Origin of the sequence: Affinundibacterium flavidum, assembly GCF_014284175.1 — a bacterium.
Classification (GTDB): Bacteria; Pseudomonadota; Gammaproteobacteria; order Burkholderiales; family Burkholderiaceae_D; genus Undibacterium; species Undibacterium flavidum.
Map to the genome: position 1 here is coordinate 12,973 of NZ_JACOGA010000013.1, position 17,637 is coordinate 30,609.

Consider the following 17,637-nt stretch of genomic DNA (forward strand, 5'->3'; position numbering starts at 1 on the left):
GGTGTAGGGGCGCTCAAGTGAAATGATGACTATTGTGGCAGCTTTTTGCTTTGTTCGCGCGGCACCGTGATGCAGTGCATATTTGTCCGATATGGATGGACTCTGTCGTCGACCGATTTTTGCAGCAGTGGCTCAATTGTCGCGTAAAAAAACGGTATGCAATTGACATTGGCATACCGTTTACGTTCGCAAAATGATCGAAAATTGCTGCGAGTTTTGCCGCAATTATCTGGCTTTACCCAAATGTTGTAAGAAAAAGCTTTCGTATTTTTTATGCCAAGCCTTTGGTTTGATGGCACCACCTAAGCCATGTTCTCCATCTGGATCAAGAAACAGATCAACCAGACTCTCTTTACCGTTTTCTAACAGCGCACGATAAACATTGACTGTGTCTTGATACAGCACGTTAGGATCTTGCATGCCGTGCACTAGCATTAGGGGTTTTTTTAAACCCACAGTGAGTGGCAATAAAGAATAGCGTCGTAAGTTTGGTTTGCTTCTATCGACTTTGCCGATAGTCCGTCCGCTATACCAGCTATTGTAGTTTTCCCATTCGGTCGGCCCCGCGCCAGCGATCCCAGCCGCAAACACATCAGGACTGGTGTACATCGTGTACTGGGTTTGAAATCCACCAAAACTCCAGCCCGTTAAGCCTATGCGCTTACCATCGACACCTAAGGATTTTTGCATGTATTTTGCGAGATCTTCTAAATCTTCGGTTTGCGGCTTGCCGACTTGTTCCCAGTTGGCATCACTGAATTTGCGACCATAGTTGGAATGCCCGCGCGGATCAACCGCGACTGTCACATAACCATGTTTGGCCGCCATATACATACCGAACAAATAAGCAGTCGCTTGAAAACTATCAGTCTCAATAATATGACGATCACCTAAAGGACCGCCATAGGTGTAGACGACTGCAGGGCGCTTATCGCTGCTACTCCACTGCTGCGGCTTAAACATATAGGCTTCAATTTTATCGCCGTGACGATTGGTAAAACTAAAGCGCTCTGGTTGGATCAGATGAACCGCATTCCATTGTGGATCATGGCTATCGGTCAGAGTACTTGATTGTACTTTGTCAGCCCCGAGTTGAATGAGTTTAAGCTCAGGACGACTAGACCATTGGCCGGCGACACTGGCTATTTTTTTCCCGTTTTCAGCAACGGTCGTAGTGCGGTGAAAATCACCAGCTTTACCAAGGGCTGTCATCTCACCGCTGGCCAATTGCACACTGAAAATATTCATCGCAGCAAAGTCGTCACGATTCGCTTGCACTAGCATCGTCTTACTGTCGGGTGTAAATCCCAGAATTTGATGTGCTTCAAAATTCCCCTTCAGCAGTGCAGTCGCCGTACCGTCGGCGGTGTTGATGCGATATGGTTGGCGATAGCCTTGTTCATCCAATACGGCGATCAATTGTTGACCATCAGGTGTGAATTGCGGCGCAACGACATCGACGACTTCATGACCAACATCGCCACGTTTTTCAAACACGATTTTGGGTTTTTGATTGTCGGCTGTTTTGCCAACATAGATACGCAATAATTCTTTTTCGCGCTCCCAAGTAGAAAACGTATATTGACTAGCATCTTTTGAAAATGACACCCGGCTCATTTCAAACCAGATATCGCCGCCATCCTGAGTAAACACTGGTACTGGCTGACGCATAGATTCATCGCTGACACGACGAATATACAGCGCGCTGGCAGGGACCGTGCGTTTGTCATCCGACACTTCGCGACCGACCTTTTTTGCCGTTGCAAACCGGTCGTTATAGTTCATGATTTCGACCTGACGGGAAGGGCCAGCTTTCGCCGGATCTGCTGGAACAGCGGCACTGATCGCCATCCATTGCTTATCCTCACTCAAGACAGTGGAGTTCAAACCGTATTTTTTGTCGACATCGTCAGCGTGAATTAACTCTGGATTTAATTGACGTATTTTGCCATCGTTAAAACTAGCAGCGTAGATGCGCTTGTCGTCCATATACAGGTAGCCGCTATCGTCGGCATTGTAAGAAACGATGCGTTCGACTTTATCAGTCTTGCTTAAACGTTCTATTTGTCCGGTGGCGGCTTGTAATCGGAATAAATCACCGCGGTATTGGAAAATAAGTTCCTGTGATTTTTTTGCCCACACCAGATTCTCTATGCCAGGATACAAATCAGTATTTTTTAATTTTTCTTTGGCGAGTTTTTTCTTTAATTCGTCACGCAATTCCCACAATTCTTTATCCACCTCGTTTTTCTTGGCGTCGTCAAGTTTGCTGGCTTGCTTATTGTCTGCTGTATTATTTGTCGTATTGTCGGTTGTATTTTCTGTTTTAGCTTCTGTCGTTTTTTCTTTATTACCGTCAGTGCTGATATTTTTCTTCGACTTCATCGCGGCGACCGCAGCTTTTTCTTTCGCTGCTTCGGCGTCTTTTTCGGCTTTGCTGGCTGCGTCACGAGCCTTTTTTGCGGCGAGTTCTTGCTTGAGTTCGGCAATCGCAGCGCGTTCCCATTGCAATAAATCGACTTTTTCGCCACGTAAGTAGGCAGCCTGTGCTTCCGCTTTGGCTTGGCGCTCGTTCAGTTCTTTTTCTTTTTGTTGGAGTTTTTTCTCGAAGCGATCCCAGTCTTCCGGCGCGTCATAAGCTTTCATCACTGCGGGCGAGGTGATCCGAGTTGTCTTGCCGGTTTCGCTGTCGTGCAGATAGAGATCATTGCCTTCTTCGCCGAACGGGTTCCAGGCATATGCCAGAAAACGCGCATCGTAGCTAAAACGGAGTTGTGTCGCCGCTTTACCCATATACGATTTGCTGCGATACAGTTGCTCTAAGCTGAGTTCGCTGGGTTTGAGTTTGGCAATCGCCGCCTCTGCCTTGGCATCTGCATGCGCTAATGGTGCGCTCAAACCTATCATTCCGCTACACATCAGGCTAATACTAAGTGCGATGATTTTCTTCTTCATACTTTCTCCGCTTCATTTTTGTCTTATAAATTTTTATATTTGCTCGTTGATTGCCTTTAGCGTAGTGCTGCTTCTGTTGAAACAGTGCACACGCAAGGTCACAATCCGACAGCGATAGACTCACTTTTGAAGTGAAAGTTCCAATGCCGTTCAATGAATATCGTCATGGTCATAATTGTAGAATTTCACCAGAGGTAAAATTTACAAGTAAGTGAGTTTGTACAGTAGAATTTTGTTTTCTAGTTTCCCATTACTTATTTCAGAAAGCCGCTATGCCTGGTGCCAGCCTTTTAACCCTATTCGATGATATTGCAACCGTATTAGATGATGTCGCTTTGATGACCAAAGTTGCAGCAAAGAAAACTGCAGGCGTACTCGGTGACGATCTGGCCTTGAATGCGGAACAAGTCGCCGGTGTGCGTGCTGAGCGCGAATTGCCTGTCGTCTGGGCGGTCGCGAAAGGTTCTTTGGTCAATAAGATGATCTTGGTGCCGATTGCGCTTTTGTTGAGCGCAGTAGCACCTTGGGCGATCATGCCTTTATTGATGGTCGGCGGAACTTATTTGTGTTTTGAGGGATTTGAAAAACTCGCGCACAAATTTTTGCATAGCGAGGCAGAAGATGAAGCGCATCATGTCGAGCTTGTGCACGCATTGGACGATGAAAGCCTGGACATAGTCCAGTTTGAGAAAGATAAAATTAAGGGCGCAATCACTACGGATTTTGTTTTGAGTGGCGAAATCATCATCATTACCTTGGGTACCGTAGCAGATGCTACTTTTTCTACGCGCTTGGCGGTATTAGCTGGCGTGAGTTTGATCATGACGATAGGTGTGTATGGTTTTGTTGCCTTGATCGTGAAGTTGGACGATATGGGTTTTTATTTGCAAAGAAATCAGGAGCAGTCTTGGTTACGTCGCATGCAACGTCGTGTAGGTGATGGTTTTGTTGCGTTTGCGCCGCGTTTGATGAAAGCTTTAACTGTGATTGGTACTGCAGCCATGTTTTTGGTTGGTGGCGGTATTCTTGCGCACGGCATTCCTGCCGTCAGCGAATGGTCACATCAGATGGCGCATCAAGCTGGTACTGTGATGTGGATAGGCACAGTATTAGAAGTAATTATTCCCGGTTTGATTGATGCGGTATTTGGTATTTTTGCCGGTGCACTGAGTTTGCTCGGCGTACTAGGCTTTCAGAAAGTGTTCAAACGTGCCTGAGCAAATTTGTGAGCTTGATCAGTATTGGTTTGGGTAACAGATAGACTCAATCAATGAGTCAATCAGTGAGGAGCGAAAGGCAAGTAAACCTTTCGCTTTTTTTGTGGTTGAAATACGTGTTTCGATGCAAAGTTTTCGTGTTTCATCTCACGTTTCACCTTTATTGAAATTGAGTGTGTATCTTCATGCTGACATTCCACACTGAGAAAATTTCAGAAGTTATTTTCATTTAGTTCTTATTTTGATTGAGGTAAGCCATGATAGGTATAGAAGTTGAACAGTTAGAAAAATCCTATAGCAATGTAAAGGCTGTGCAGTCTTTGAGTTTTAGCGTGGCACCTGGCAGTATTTTCGCTTTACTGGGGCCAAATGGTGCGGGCAAATCTTCTTTGATTCGTATGTTAGTCGGATTGACGATGGCTGATGCGGGCGAGATTCGTATTTTTCAAAACGGTCAAGGTATTCCGAGAATTCCGGAAACCAGTTTTGCTTATTTACCTGAAGATCGTGGTTTGTATCCGGATAAATCAGTCGTAGAAAATTTGACTTATATCGGCAAGTTACGCGGTTTGAATAAAATACAGATACAGGAGCAACTCGCGATCTGGTTGCCGCGTTTCGATTTGGAAGAAAAAGCCAAGGATAAGTTAAGTAAACTGTCAAAAGGTAATCAGCAAAAAGTGCAATTGATCAGCTGTCTGATTCATCGTCCTCAGTTATTGATTTTGGATGAGCCATTTTCTGGTCTCGATCCAGTCAATCAAGAACACGTATTAAGCATACTGAATGAACTAAAACAAAGCGGTACGACCATCATATTGAGTGCACATCAAATGGCCTTGGTCGAGCGACTGGCGGATGCGATGTTGTTGTTGAATAAGGGGCAGCAAGTTGCGCTCGGCAGTTTGGCTGAAGTGATAGAACAATTAAGCCCTGAGAAATCATATCAACTTACTTTTACACAAGCCATTTCCAGCGATGCCTTATCGACTTGCAGCACGGTGATGTCATTTGAACAGAAATCAGCGACGCAATTTGTGCTGCGCTTACGGGACGGCGCTAGCGTCAATCAGTTATTGCAGCAAGTGATGGCATTGGGAGAACTTAGTGATTTTGGGCGCATACAACCTGCCTTGCATGATCTGTATTTGACTGCGGTGCAGACTCACAATGCGAAGCAAAACGCGAAGCAAAACGCGCAGCAAAACTCGCAAGAAAACGCACAGCAAAACCCACAAAAAACTTCACCAGTGACTGCACAGGCAGAGACTATGCAAGGAGAAATCGCATGAACACTTGGACAATTGCAGCATTTGAATTCAAACGCTATTTTAAATGGAAGCAAGAAATTATCTCGATTGCCTTGATGCTTTGCGGTATGGGTTTTTCTATCGTATGGCCTTATGTAAAAGGCGCATTGAATAAGGATTATCAGGTCGCTGTGATCGGCGTTAGTCATTTACCTAAGCTAGAGGGATTTCAATTTAGCGAGGTAAGCCCTAACACCAAAGCGGAGGTGTTGAAGAGTCTAGGCGAAAGCTGGCACGCGATTATTCAGATTGAGAACGGACAGGTGCAATTAACACTAAAAGAAAAAGCGAGCTGGCAAGCTAAGCTCAAGTTGAGTTTGCAAAACTGGCAGCAAGAACAGCAAATTGCGCAACTACCTTTAACACCTCAGCAGCGTCAGCAAATTACAGAATTGCCAGAAATTAAAACCGTCCTGCTGAAACCCGAAAAAGATGACAAAGACGAGAAGGGGCGTAGCTTGTTCAGTGGTGCAATTTTGTTCTTGTTGATCATGGGGATTTTCTCTGGCTTTGGTTATTTGTTTACCGGTATCACCAGCGAAAAACAGAATCGCGTGACCGAACAATTATTGACCTTAATCTCTCCATCGCAATGGATACAGGGAAAGATTCTTGGCATCTCCTTGTTTTGCCTGAAAACGATGCTCACTTACGGTTTGATTTTTTTCGCCTTTATTCAAGGTGCAACGGTTATTTCGGATAAACCAGAAGTTGGTATTCCTGTGACTGGATTTCAGATTTTCAGCACTTTATTGTTTGTAATTTTGGGTTTGTTTTTAGTGAATAGTTTCATGGCGGCATTTGCCGCAACCATCGACGATCCCAATCATTCTAGCCGCAGCATCATGATGTTCTTGCCTGCCATTCCTGTCGGCCTTGCCTACAGTGGGATTGATAATGCGGAAGGTCTAATGATGCAAGTATTGAGTGTGTTTCCGTTGACGTCGTTCGCGGCGATGCCATTAAGGATGGCTTACGTTGACGTGCCGTGGTGGCAATGGTTGCTGTCACTCAGCCTTTTGTTGGCTTGCTTGTGGTGGTTTAAATCTGCTGCAACGCGCGTGTTTGCTATGGGTATTCGTATGTATGGCAAAGAGCCGAGCTGGAAGCAATTATTGGAGACATTTCTGTTCCCGGTAAAACATCAGTAGTGGTATACGCTGAACAATTGGCGATAAAAAAAGACGCTGAGATGAGTAATGCTGTTCAGTTAAGCCTTGTCGCACGTATTGTCATTCCCGCGAAGGCGGGAATCTAGCGTCGTAAAAGCCTAAAGACACTGGATCCCTGCCTACGCAGGGATGACACCTCGACTTGTTGAGCTTACTTGAATAGCATTACGCTAAGATGCGTCCTTTTTGCAATCGCAAATTGCCTAGTTTTTACGTACAAATTGTTGATCCACAAGTTGTACTGCTTTTTGTAGTATCGCTATGGCACCATCAAAAAACTGCGGATTCACTTTCTCGAATTTGTCGGTCGCTTTATGATAGTCAACATGATCTTCAACACCGAAGTAGAGATGCGGTATGCCCGCTTGGAAAAAAGCAAAGTGATCGGACTGCGGGGTCCAGTCGTCGTTACCCTGATCTGGTTTATCGTGATCAAATGTCACTTTAATACCATGTACGCCATTCAGGTCTTGCAACAGAGGCTTTAGTTCGGGGTTGTGGTAAGTGCCGCTGACAAATAGCTCGTTCTTGTCGCCGCGGGCAATCATGTCGAAATTCAGATTCGCAGTGATTTCTTTACGCGGAATCCAGGCTTGTTTGACAAACGCATGCGCGCCTTGCAGTCCTTGTTCTTCGCCATCAAAAAAAGCATAGACGATATGGTGTTTAGTCACTTTATCTTTGAGACTTTGTGCAACAGCCAGTACGCCAGCGACACCCGATGCATTGTCGTCAGCGCCGAAATAAATTTTGTTATAGTTAATTCCTAAGTGATCGTAATGCGCAGAAATGACTAAGTATTTTGCAGCTTTATCTTCTGAAAATTGGCAGGCGATAATATTTTTTCCTTCAGATGAAGGACTTGGTCGGCTTGCTTTGAAGTCCTGAACATACGCTGTCGCACAAGGTTTTAATCCAAGTTCTGCGATCCGTTTGAGAATGTAATTACGCGCTAATGCACTGCCCGGGCTGCCGATTTCCCGTCCTTGCATCTGTTCGCTGGAAAGCACCTGCAGATCCTGCATTGCCTGCGACATAGAATTTTGTGCAAGGCAAGTTGTCGTCATCCAGCTTAACGAGATACAGATCAGGATAGAAAATCGGCGAATTTGTGAATGCATGATAGTTCTTACTATTATTAAGTGTTGATCGGGTTGTAAGATTGATGGCTATTGGTGCTCATTAGTGCTCTTTGCGCTTATTGTGCTTATTAGGGCATGAGCAAATGGAATGAAGCAGAACGCATTATCCTACGCGGCGGTTTTAGTTGATACTTATTGACGAATAAAAAAGCCTGCGAATGCTTCGCAGGCTAATTTTTATGTCCTAAGCGTTCAGTTCGAAATTACGCCAGATTTGCAGCAGCAAATTCCCAGTTAACTAAAGCCCAGAATGCTTCCAAATATTTTGGACGTGCATTGCGGTAGTCGATGTAATATGCGTGTTCCCATAAATCACAAGTGATCAATGGCGTGTCTGTGCTTGTCAATGGTGTTGCCGCGTTGGATGTGTTCACGATATCCAAAGTGCCATCCGCTTTTTTCACTAACCAAGTCCAGCTAGAACCGAAGTTGCCTACGCAAGACTTCGTGAATGCATCTTTGAATGCATCAAAAGAACCCCATTTTGCATTGATCGCATCAGCCAAAGCGCCAGTTGGTGCGCCGCCGCCGTTTGGTTTCAAACCATTCCAGTAGAAAGTATGATTCCAAATTTGTGCTGCGTTATTGAAAATACCAGCAGAAGATTTCTTGACGATTTCTTCCAAAGACGCATTTTCAAATTCTGTGCCTTTGATCAGATTATTCAAATTAGTGACATAAGTCTGATGATGCTTGCCATAGTGGTATTCCAAAGTTTCTTGAGAAATATGTGGAGCCAAAGCGTCGATGGCGTATGGCAATGCTGGCAAAGTATGTTCCATGGCAGATCCTTTAGTGATTAATAATAAAAATGCGTAAAAAAGCGTAACAATGCGTAATAGTGTGCAATTAAGCGCAGAAATTACGTCAAAACAAGTACAAACTGATTGGTGAATTGAAATAAGCGACTGCTAAAACCAGCATTGTAAGCTTTTGTCGAAATGCTTGCAGCTAATGCATTCAATTCTGTTGGTTGATGCCCGCAATTTGTAATTCACTCGCATCCGACGCCGTACGTAGTTTCAGCACGTCACCCGGTTTGATTTGTGTTGCGCTACGAACTAATTTTCCATCTGCCTGCTGCAAAATCACGTAACCACGTTCTAGCGTACGTTGAGGATTCAGCATTTCCATTTTTTCTTGCAAGCTGGTGAGTAAGGCCTTTTGCTGGCGTAGCTGAAGTTGCTGACTGATTCGGAATTGCAGGCTTAACTGGTCAAGTTTTGCTTTTAGTTCGCTCGTATTAGGTTTTTTTTGTTCCAGCTTGGTTTGCAATTGCAAAAAGTGGGATTGCGAATTACGCCATGTTTGCGTCATGGCGAAGCGCAAACTTTGCGCAGAATGAATGATTTGTTGACGCTTCGCTTGCAGTGCGGCACTTGGACTTTGCAAACGATGGCTGAGCCAATCGAGTTTTTGCGCTTGACCATCTGCCTGACGACGAATTTGTCGCTGCATTAATTGCTGCCAATGATAGAGCGTGGCAAGCCATTCAGCCGTTGGTGTCGCTGCCATTTCGGCAGCTGCAGTTGGGGTTGGGGCACGCAAGTCAGCGACGAAATCCGTGATCGTAAAATCAGTTTCATGTCCTACGCCGCTGATCACAGGCAAGCTGCAATGGGCAATCGTACGCGCTAAAATTTCTTCATTGAATGCCCATAAATCTTCTATGCTGCCACCACCACGACAAACGATGAGTAGTTCACAGCTCGCTTCCGCTTCGGCCAGCGCCACCATTTGCGCGATTTTGGCAGCTGCGCCTTCGCCTTGCACAGGACAAGGGTAGATAATGACTTCAATATGCGGCGCGCGTCGTTGTAAGGCCGTGAGCACATCGCGCAATGCTGCTGCATTCGGACTGGTGATAACGCCTATGCGTCGTACAAATGTTGGAATCGGTTTTTTGCGCTGTGGGTCAAACAGTCCTTCATCCGCCAATTTGGATTTTAGTTGTAAAAAAGCCTCGTACAGGTTGCCCACGCCTGCTCGTCGAATGGCTTCGACATTGATTTGAAAATCGCCTCGCGGCTCATACAAACTCACCAGTGCCCGTACTTCAACCTTGTCACCTTCACGTGGCATAAAATTCGCATATTGTGCTCTGCCGCGAAACATCACCGCACGTACCTGAGCCGCACTGTCCTTAAGGGTGAAGTACCAATGACCTGAAGCGGCGCGGGTGAAATTAGAAATTTCGCCGGAAACCCACGTCAATGGGAAGTTTCGTTCTAGTAGTTGTGCAACAGCGTGGTTTAGCGCCGAAACTGGGATAACTCCCTCGGTTCTTTGCGGGTTTTGCGATGAATAATTTGATGCCATAAGACTTAGCGAAGAAAAGCTGTCCACAGTTATGCAGAGAAGGCGCAAGCATGTCATGCGCAAATTTTTCTGTCAAAAGTATTTGAGAAGCTTTGCGTAAGGTATTGATTTCAAAGTATTTAATTACTTTAACTTGGGGACATAAATGTTAATAACTGCAAACTACATAAGAAAATCAGATTTTTACGCGTAAATATTTTGTGCTTATGCACAAAGTTATCCACAGGAAATGATGGCAATTTGTGAAGAAATTCCTTGTGGGAATTAATCGCCTTACTGCCAGTTTTTGTAGCAGCACTACAAATCTTAATGAAATCATGCACTTAAGGGCATGTCACTAGCTTGTTCACAAAGATATCCACATTTTATGTGCAAAACTTTGGACTTATTCATTGCTAAAGCTAAATTTATTTAAATTATCTAGCTTAATTAAACATGAATTACGTTGAATTTTGACTTGTTGGAGACTTATCGGGGTTTTGCTTAAATTTCATGCAGGGATATTTTTTTCATTTAAATCAAATGCTTAGTTTGATGTGAAGAGCTTGTGCACAAAGTTCTCCACAGTTTGTGTGCAAAACTTGCGGACTTATCCCAGGTCTCTTTCTTGATTGTGGAAAATTTTGCGGTAGCGTGTTTTCACGGCAATTCTTGACGCTGCTCAATTTAAGTGCGGCTAAATCAATGTATTTAAAATCAAGGACTTAGAATTTAGCCCCAAGGATATCCACAATCTTGCACACAGTTTCTGTGCACAACTTTATGCGTGTATTTTTGATTAGTATTTGTTTCACCATGATTCTGTTAGATCGATTTCACAAAAAATAATCCTGTGCATGTACTTGCCCAGTACTGAACAACACGATACATTGCGGGCTGAGTGTTTATTCGTGGTTATGCTTAGTATGCTAAGTTATTTGTAGCTACGACGACTTATTTAGATTTTTTTGGCAAGGAGTGTCATTTGTTCGCAATTATTCAGGCGGCTGGTTGGCCGATTTATTTTTTGTTGGTGGCATCGATTGTCGCTTTGGCCTTAATTATTGAGCGGACTTTGTCATTAAGAAGACAAAGGATACTGCCTAAGACTTTGCTCGAAGAAGTCATTCGTGTCTATCAAAGTGGCAAGATCAAACAAGAAGTGATTGATCAATTGGCGATTAATTCTCCGCTTGGACGCGTATTGGCAGCAGGCTTGCGTAATGTGAATGCGCCGCGTGAAGTGATGAAAGAGTCGATCGAAGAAGCGGGCAGTGCGGTTGCCCACGAATTAGAAAAATTCCTGACGACTTTAGGCACGATTGCCTCTTTAGCGCCATTGATGGGTTTGTTTGGTACGGTCGTCGGCATGATAGAGATCTTCGGCTCGCAAAATGCATCAGGTGCGAATCCGGCGCAATTGGCGCATGGTATTTCCGTTGCCTTGTATAACACGGGTTTCGGGCTGTTAATCGCGATGCCTGCGATGATTTTCTATCGCCACTTCCGCGCTTTAGCGGATAGTTTCGTGGTCGAGATGGAACAGCAAGCGGTCAAGTTCGTCGATATCGTTCACAGTACGAGAAAGTAGTCGTATGAATTTTCGTAAAGGACGGGGCAAAGAAGATCCAGAAATCAATTTGATTCCCTTTATTGACGTCTTGCTGGTTATTCTGATTTTCTTGATGGTGACGACGACTTATAGCCGCTTCACCGAATTGCAAATTACGTTGCCAACGGCGGATGCAGAAAAAGCGCAAGAGAAGCCAAGTCAGATTGAAATCGGGATTGATGCACAAGGACGCTACAAAATTAATAGCGAGGCAGTTAGTTTTCTCGATGCAGCGACGCTAGCAAATGATTTGAAGAAAGCCGCAGAAAGCCTGAATGCGGGCAAAGCTGGCGCAGCTGATCCAGTGGTCATTATCAATGCAGATCGTGCGACTAGTCATCAGTCTGTAATAGATGTGTTGGAAGCCGCACGTATTGCCGGATTGGCGAAAGTCACATTTGCGGCACAGGCGACATCAACCGCAAAATAGCTATTTTCTAATTGCTAATTGAGTCGTGCAAAAAAAGAGAGTGGCAGCACTCTCTTTTTTCTTGTGGATGATCTATCGGCTGATCTGTAGATAGCTCTTTTAATTGTTCAGTTGGTCATCGTTCTAATCTTGTCAGGAGTATTTGTTGCGCGCTGGTCTCGAATCATTTTTTATTCAAGCATGGTCCAAGCGCGGCATCGTCGCCTTGTTATTGTGGCCCATCTCTAAATTATTTGGATTGCTGCTGAACTTTCGTTTCGGCTTGTTAGTGCTTGGTTATCGTCCACAAACGCAGGTCAAAGTACCAGTGATCATCGTGGGAAATATTTATATCGGTGGCACCGGAAAAACGCCTATGGTGATCTGGCTGGTTGAGACTTTGCGTCAGGCTGGCTGGAATCCCGGTGTGATTTCACGTGGTTATGGTGCGCATGTTGAACGCATACAAGAAGTCAGTAAAGATTCTCTGGCGAGTGAAGTAGGCGATGAACCTTTATTGATCGTGCAACGCACTGCTTGCCCCATGACAGTAGGACGTGATCGCGTCGCCAGTGCTCAGCATTTGTTAAGCTCGCATCCAACAGTTGATGTACTTATTTCTGATGACGGATTACAGCATTATGCTTTGGGACGTGATATTGAGATTCTGATGTTTGATCAACGCGGTATCGGAAATGGCTGGTTGTTACCCGCCGGTCCACTACGCGAACCAGCAGGTCGTCGGCGCGACTTTACGATTTTAAATTCTGCGAGTCCCGCACAGGTGAGCGGCTTAGGTAATGAAGTTTTTTCTATGCATTTGCAAATGGCTGAGTTGATTAATTTGAGTCAGCCAAATTTGCGACAGCCCTTATTGGCCATGCGCGGTAAGAAAATACTTGCTGCGGCTGGCATAGGAAATCCGCAACGTTTTTTTGATATGCTGAGTGCGCAAGAACTGAGCTTTAAAGCGATGCCTTTGCCCGATCATTTTGCTTTTTCCGCAGAATTATTTCAGCATGAAGATGCCGAAATCATCCTTATCACAGAGAAGGATGCAGTAAAATGTCGGCAAATTGCAGGATTGCGTGACGATCCGCGTATCTGGGTGGTGCCGGTTGCTGCTGAACTCGATGCAGAATTCAAGAACCAGCTACTCACGTTGCTCGAGTTAACTTCGGAGAAAAAACATGGATGCACGTCTGCTTGACGTTCTGGTCTGCCCATTATGTAAAGGGCCTTTGGTCTATGATAAAGCTGCACAAGAATTGATTTGTAAGGCAGATCGTTTGGCATTTCCGATTCGCGATGGCATTCCAATTATGTGGGAAGATCAGGCGCGTACTATCCCCGTTGATCATCCATAATTAATACACTATGAGTTTTATCGCGATTGTGCCAGCGCGTCTGGCTTCGACTCGTCTGCCAAATAAACCCTTGGCGGATATTGGTGGTAAGCCTATGGTGGTACGTACGGCAGAGCGCGCAATGTTATCTGGTGCAGCCCAAGTAGTCGTGGCCACCGATCATGCAGACATTTTTGCGGCTTGCCGCGAGCATGGTATTGACGTGCAAATGACACGTTCTGATCACCCATCGGGCACCGACAGAATTGCCGAAGTGGCCGCCGCAATGGGCTTATCTGCAGATGCCGTGGTGGTGAATGTGCAAGGCGACGAGCCTTTAATTGATCCTGCCTTAATTGCGGCGACCGCAGCTTTGGTCAATCCGCACACACCGATGGCGACCGCGGCGCATGCAATTCATACTGTACAAGATCTGTTTAATCCCAATGTCGTGAAAGTTGTGCTGGATAAAATGAGTCGGGCTTTGTATTTCTCGCGCGCGACTATGCCTTGGGCGCGTGATGCGTTTGCGCAAGACCAACAATCTATGCCGGACGGATATCAAGCTTTGCGCCACATTGGTTTGTATGCTTATCAAAATCAATTTTTGCAAGCTTATCCGGCTTTGCCAGTTTCTCCGCTCGAACAAATTGAGGCGCTTGAGCAGTTACGTGTGTTGTGGAATGGGATCTCCATTGCGGTGCATGTGACGGATCAAAGTCCTGCTGCTGGGGTTGATACACTGGAAGATTTGCAACGCGTCAGAACATTTTTTTGAACTTGTGATAAAAATCCATGGGCTGGCTCTTGGAAAGCGTTTCAAGCGGAAAAAACTGTGGTAAATTTCGTAAAGAACAAAATAAATGACGGTGACTTCGCGTCACCTTCACAAAAAAATAATCGAATCGACCTCAAGAATTACATAGCCTTGCAAATCTTTATTTACAAGGCTTACAGAATATTAAACTCGTCTAGGAAATAAAAATGCGTCTTATTTTGTTGGGAGCACCCGGAGCAGGCAAGGGCACGCAAGCCAATTACATTAAGGAAAAATTTGGTATTCCACAAATCTCTACTGGAGACATGTTGCGTGCAGCGGTAAAAGCAGGGACACCGTTAGGCGTGGAAGCAAAAAAAGTAATGGATGCTGGTGGTTTGGTATCCGATGACATCATCATTGGCCTGGTGAAAGAACGTTTGAAACAAGATGACTGTGCGAACGGTTATTTGTTTGATGGTTTTCCAAGAACTACGCCACAAGCTGACGCCATGAAAGATGCGGGTGTTACGATTGATTATGTTTTAGAAATTGACGTGCCAGATAGTGCGATCATCGAACGTATGAGTGGTCGTCGCGTACATCCAGGCTCTGGTCGTACTTATCATGTGAAATTTAATCCGCCAAAAGTCGAAGGCAAAGACGACGAAACCGGTGAAGATTTAGTACAGCGTGATGATGATAAAGAAGAGACCGTGCAAAAGCGTTTAGCGGTATATCACAATCAAACGGAAGTTTTGGTTGGTTACTATGGTGAATGGGCAAAATCTGGTAAGCCAGGCGCGCCTAAGTACCGCAAGATTGCAGGCGTCGGGGCGGTTGATGCCATACGCGACGCGGCATTCGCGGCGTTGTCAGAATAAAGGAAGCGGACTTTGTGTCCGCTTTTTTTTCGTCCACGCAGTTTGCTTTTAAATTCTATTCGGCTGTTGGATTTGTTTTTATTTATTTTTAATTCAAATGGAGGTTCTTGATTCGTTATTGTCAGTAAATTTCTGCGTAGTTTTATGTGTCCCAATACCAGATTCAGTTTTAAAAAACAAAAATGTCAGTTGTTCTATTTCGCTTATTTCTATAAACGGTGTGATGTGCATGAGGTCAAAAGCTGAGCGCAATCAACACCAACAAAAATTGGAGGCGTCAACATGGTATTAAGTCTGTGGATTGTTGTAGCGTGTGGAGTACTAGCGGTACTTTACGGTTTAATTACAAGAAGTTGGATTTTGAAACAGGATGCGGGAAATGCCCGTATGCAGGAAATTGCGACAGCGATTCAGGAAGGGGCAGCCGCTTATTTGGCACGCCAGTACAAAACAATTGCAATGGTCGGTGTGGTGTTATTTATCGCGATCGCGGTCTTACCTGGACTAGGTCCGGTGACGGCGGTTGGATTTCTGATCGGCGCAGTGTTATCCGGTGCTTGCGGTTTTATTGGGATGAATGTCTCAGTTCGCGCGAATGTGCGCACTGCACAAGCGGCAACCAAGGGTATGAATCAAGCACTCGATGTCGCATTTAAAGGCGGCGCGATCACCGGTATGTTAGTTGCTGGTTTGGGCTTACTGGGTGTGGCATTGTTCTACATGTATCTGACTAGCGGCGCTGCTGCCGGATTGTCTCAACATGATTTGATTAAGCCATTGATCGGTCTGGCTTTCGGCGCATCCTTAATTTCTATTTTCGCCCGTCTCGGTGGCGGTATTTTTACCAAAGGTGCCGACGTTGGTGCTGACTTGGTTGGTAAAGTGGAAGCCGGTATTCCTGAAGATGATCCACGTAACCCAGCGGTGATTGCCGATAACGTTGGCGATAATGTTGGCGACTGCGCTGGTATGGCGGCAGATTTGTTTGAAACCTATGTTGTGACCTTAATTGCGACGATGTTGCTTGGTGCCTTGATGGTGACGAATGCGGTGACTGAGGCAATTGTCTATCCATTGATGTTAGGCGCAGTTTCAATTCCAGCTTCCATCGTAGGTTGTTCACTGGTGAAACACACGCCAGGTCAAAAGATCATGTCAGCTTTGTATAAAGGCTTGTGGTGGGCGGCTGGTTTGTCCTTGATTGGTTTTGCTGTCGTCACTTTCATGTTATTCAAAGACGATGCGATGCGCCATCAAATGTTGATCTCATCAATAGTCGGTATTGTATTAACTGGCTTGATGGTCTACATCACTGAATACTACACAGGCACGGATTTCAAACCAGTGCGTCATATTGCTGAAGCGTCTACAACTGGTCATGGTACTAACATCATCGCAGGTCTTGGCGTGTCGATGAAGTCTACTGCGTATCCAGTACTGGCAGTTTGCGTGGCAATTTTGGTGTCCTATAAATTTGGTGGTGGCTTGTATGGTATCGCGGTTGCAGCGACTTCCATGTTGTCGATGGCCGGTATTATCGTCGCCTTAGATGCTTACGGTCCGATTACCGATAACGCAGGTGGTATTGCAGAAATGTCGGGTATGGATGAGTCTGTGCGCGCTATTACCGATCCATTGGATGCCGTGGGCAATACAACTAAAGCGGTCACAAAGGGCTATGCGATCGGCTCAGCTGGCTTGGCTGCGTTGGTATTGTTTGCGGATTACACACATGCACTAAGCTCTGTCGGTCTGGAAGTGAAATTTGATTTATCCGATCCACAAGTCATCGTTGGTTTGTTTATCGGTGGTTTGATCCCTTACTTGTTCGGTGCGATGGCGATGGAAGCCGTAGGGCGTGCAGCGGGTGCGGTGGTGGTCGAAGTGCGTCGCCAATTCCGTGACATCAAAGGCATTATGGATGGTAGCGGCAAGCCAGAATACGATAAAGCAGTCGATATGCTGACGGCCTCTGCGATCAAAGAAATGATTTTGCCTTCCTTGTTACCTGTCGCCGTGCCAATTCTGGTTGGTTTGACTTTAGGTCCCGCGGCCTTGGGCGGAATGTTGATGGGGACGATTATCACAGGCTTGTTTGTGGCGATTTCCATGACTACAGGCGGTGGTGCTTGGGATAATGCGAAGAAGTATATCGAAGACGGTCATTTCGGCGGCAAAGGCTCGGAGGCGCATAAGGCTGCTGTAACTGGTGACACGGTTGGTGATCCTTACAAAGATACAGCGGGCCCTGCGGTTAATCCTTTGATCAAAATTATCAATATCGTGGCTTTGTTGTTGGTGCCTTTGTTCCCTCTGGTACCGTGGTTGAAAGCACCTGTGCAAGCGGTACCGGTCATTTCACACAAAGCGGATGTGTTGCCACAGATAGAAGCGCCAGTTGGTCTCGATGTGGTCAAAGTGAAAGCGGCTTCAGCGAGTGATGCCGCATCTAAATAAGTGGTTTTGATGCTTTAGCTTGTAGTTAATAATTTGTAGTTGCGTTTTATGCAAGAAGTGATTGTTAAGAAAGGCAGT

The 17,637-nt window shown here is 45.4% G+C and carries 14 protein-coding genes; 10 read left to right on the forward strand and 4 right to left on the reverse strand.

The genetic code is table 11. The annotated features are described in order from the left end of the window. Positions 1-225: 225 nt before the first annotated feature. Positions 226-2,955 carry a S9 family peptidase gene (locus tag H8K55_RS14240; RefSeq protein WP_186942738.1) on the reverse strand — a complete coding sequence of 910 codons (2,730 nt, stop codon included), beginning with the start codon at positions 2,953-2,955 and terminating at the stop codon, positions 226-228. A gap of 272 nt (positions 2,956-3,227) precedes the next feature. Here H8K55_RS14240 and H8K55_RS14245 point away from each other — a divergent pair, with 272 nt between their 5' ends. The 3 genes from H8K55_RS14245 to H8K55_RS14255 all read left to right on the forward strand — a co-directional run bounded on the left by H8K55_RS14245 (position 3,228) and on the right by H8K55_RS14255 (position 6,633). After that, positions 3,228-4,172 carry a DUF808 domain-containing protein gene (locus H8K55_RS14245; RefSeq protein WP_186942739.1) on the forward strand — a complete coding sequence of 315 codons (945 nt, stop codon included), beginning with the start codon at positions 3,228-3,230 and terminating at the stop codon, positions 4,170-4,172. 257 nt (positions 4,173-4,429) lie between these two features. Then, a complete protein-coding gene (locus tag H8K55_RS14250; protein WP_186942740.1) occupies positions 4,430-5,464 on the forward strand; it encodes an ABC transporter ATP-binding protein in 1,035 nt (344 codons plus the stop codon). Beyond that, a complete protein-coding gene (locus tag H8K55_RS14255) occupies positions 5,461-6,633 on the forward strand; it encodes an ABC transporter permease (protein WP_186942741.1) in 1,173 nt (390 codons plus the stop codon). The genes H8K55_RS14250 and H8K55_RS14255 overlap by 4 nt, the downstream gene beginning before the upstream one ends. A 224-nt stretch (positions 6,634-6,857) precedes the next feature. Here H8K55_RS14255 and H8K55_RS14260 read toward each other — a convergent pair whose 3' ends face one another. The 3 genes from H8K55_RS14260 to xseA form a co-directional block, all read right to left on the reverse strand. Next, entirely contained in the window at positions 6,858-7,775 is a 918-nt protein-coding gene (locus H8K55_RS14260) for a M20/M25/M40 family metallo-hydrolase (protein ID WP_186942742.1), read from the reverse strand. A 224-nt stretch (positions 7,776-7,999) separates the two neighbouring features. Beyond that, positions 8,000-8,578: a superoxide dismutase [Fe] gene (gene sodB / locus H8K55_RS14265; protein WP_186942743.1), complete on the reverse strand. Its 579-nt coding sequence runs from the start codon at positions 8,576-8,578 to the stop codon at positions 8,000-8,002. Positions 8,579-8,756: 178 nt separating this feature from the next. Further along, a complete protein-coding gene (gene xseA / locus H8K55_RS14270) occupies positions 8,757-10,115 on the reverse strand; it encodes an exodeoxyribonuclease VII large subunit (protein ID WP_186942744.1) in 1,359 nt (452 codons plus the stop codon). Between the two features lie 964 nt (positions 10,116-11,079). On the opposite strand from xseA, the gene H8K55_RS14275 reads away from it, so the two are divergent. The 7 genes from H8K55_RS14275 (at position 11,080) to H8K55_RS14305 (ending at position 17,559) form a co-directional block, all read left to right on the forward strand. Beyond that, a complete protein-coding gene (locus H8K55_RS14275; protein ID WP_186942745.1) occupies positions 11,080-11,685 on the forward strand; it encodes a MotA/TolQ/ExbB proton channel family protein in 606 nt (201 codons plus the stop codon). A gap of 4 nt (positions 11,686-11,689) precedes the next feature. Then, complete coding sequence (locus H8K55_RS14280) at positions 11,690-12,136, forward strand: ExbD/TolR family protein (RefSeq protein ID WP_186942746.1); 447 nt, start codon at positions 11,690-11,692, stop codon at positions 12,134-12,136. A 145-nt stretch (positions 12,137-12,281) separates the two neighbouring features. Beyond that, positions 12,282-13,325: a tetraacyldisaccharide 4'-kinase gene (gene lpxK, locus H8K55_RS14285; protein ID WP_329605045.1), complete on the forward strand. Its 1,044-nt coding sequence runs from the start codon at positions 12,282-12,284 to the stop codon at positions 13,323-13,325. Then, on the forward strand, positions 13,306-13,482 hold the full coding sequence (locus tag H8K55_RS14290) for a Trm112 family protein (protein ID WP_186942748.1): 177 nt from the start codon (positions 13,306-13,308) through the stop codon (positions 13,480-13,482). Before lpxK ends, H8K55_RS14290 begins: the two co-directional genes overlap by 20 nt. A gap of 10 nt (positions 13,483-13,492) precedes the next feature. Beyond that, positions 13,493-14,239, forward strand: coding sequence for a 3-deoxy-manno-octulosonate cytidylyltransferase (kdsB, locus tag H8K55_RS14295; protein WP_186942749.1), 747 nt, complete (start codon positions 13,493-13,495; stop codon positions 14,237-14,239). A gap of 206 nt (positions 14,240-14,445) precedes the next feature. Next, positions 14,446-15,102, forward strand: a complete 657-nt coding sequence (adk, locus tag H8K55_RS14300; protein WP_186942750.1) for an adenylate kinase — start codon at positions 14,446-14,448, stop codon at positions 15,100-15,102. 282 nt (positions 15,103-15,384) lie between these two features. Next, entirely contained in the window at positions 15,385-17,559 is a 2,175-nt protein-coding gene (locus tag H8K55_RS14305; protein ID WP_186942751.1) for a sodium-translocating pyrophosphatase, read from the forward strand. Positions 17,560-17,637: the final 78 nt, after the last annotated feature.

What these genes read in the sequence shown, in the direction of transcription:
- H8K55_RS14240 (WP_186942738.1), bottom strand. Translation starts at nt 2,955, where the DNA reads ATGAAGAAGAAAATCATCGCACTTAGTATTAGCCTGATGTGTAGCGGA.
- H8K55_RS14245 (WP_186942739.1), top strand. Translation starts at nt 3,228, where the DNA reads ATGCCTGGTGCCAGCCTTTTAACCCTATTCGATGATATTGCAACCGTA.
- H8K55_RS14250 (WP_186942740.1), top strand. Translation starts at nt 4,430, where the DNA reads ATGATAGGTATAGAAGTTGAACAGTTAGAAAAATCCTATAGCAATGTA.
- H8K55_RS14255 (WP_186942741.1), top strand. Translation starts at nt 5,461, where the DNA reads ATGAACACTTGGACAATTGCAGCATTTGAATTCAAACGCTATTTTAAA.
- H8K55_RS14260 (WP_186942742.1), bottom strand. Translation starts at nt 7,775, where the DNA reads ATGCATTCACAAATTCGCCGATTTTCTATCCTGATCTGTATCTCGTTA.
- sodB (WP_186942743.1), bottom strand. Translation starts at nt 8,578, where the DNA reads ATGGAACATACTTTGCCAGCATTGCCATACGCCATCGACGCTTTGGCT.
- xseA (WP_186942744.1), bottom strand. Translation starts at nt 10,115, where the DNA reads ATGGCATCAAATTATTCATCGCAAAACCCGCAAAGAACCGAGGGAGTT.
- H8K55_RS14280 (WP_186942746.1), top strand. Translation starts at nt 11,690, where the DNA reads ATGAATTTTCGTAAAGGACGGGGCAAAGAAGATCCAGAAATCAATTTG.
- H8K55_RS14290 (WP_186942748.1), top strand. Translation starts at nt 13,306, where the DNA reads ATGGATGCACGTCTGCTTGACGTTCTGGTCTGCCCATTATGTAAAGGG.
- kdsB (WP_186942749.1), top strand. Translation starts at nt 13,493, where the DNA reads ATGAGTTTTATCGCGATTGTGCCAGCGCGTCTGGCTTCGACTCGTCTG.
- adk (WP_186942750.1), top strand. Translation starts at nt 14,446, where the DNA reads ATGCGTCTTATTTTGTTGGGAGCACCCGGAGCAGGCAAGGGCACGCAA.
- H8K55_RS14305 (WP_186942751.1), top strand. Translation starts at nt 15,385, where the DNA reads ATGGTATTAAGTCTGTGGATTGTTGTAGCGTGTGGAGTACTAGCGGTA.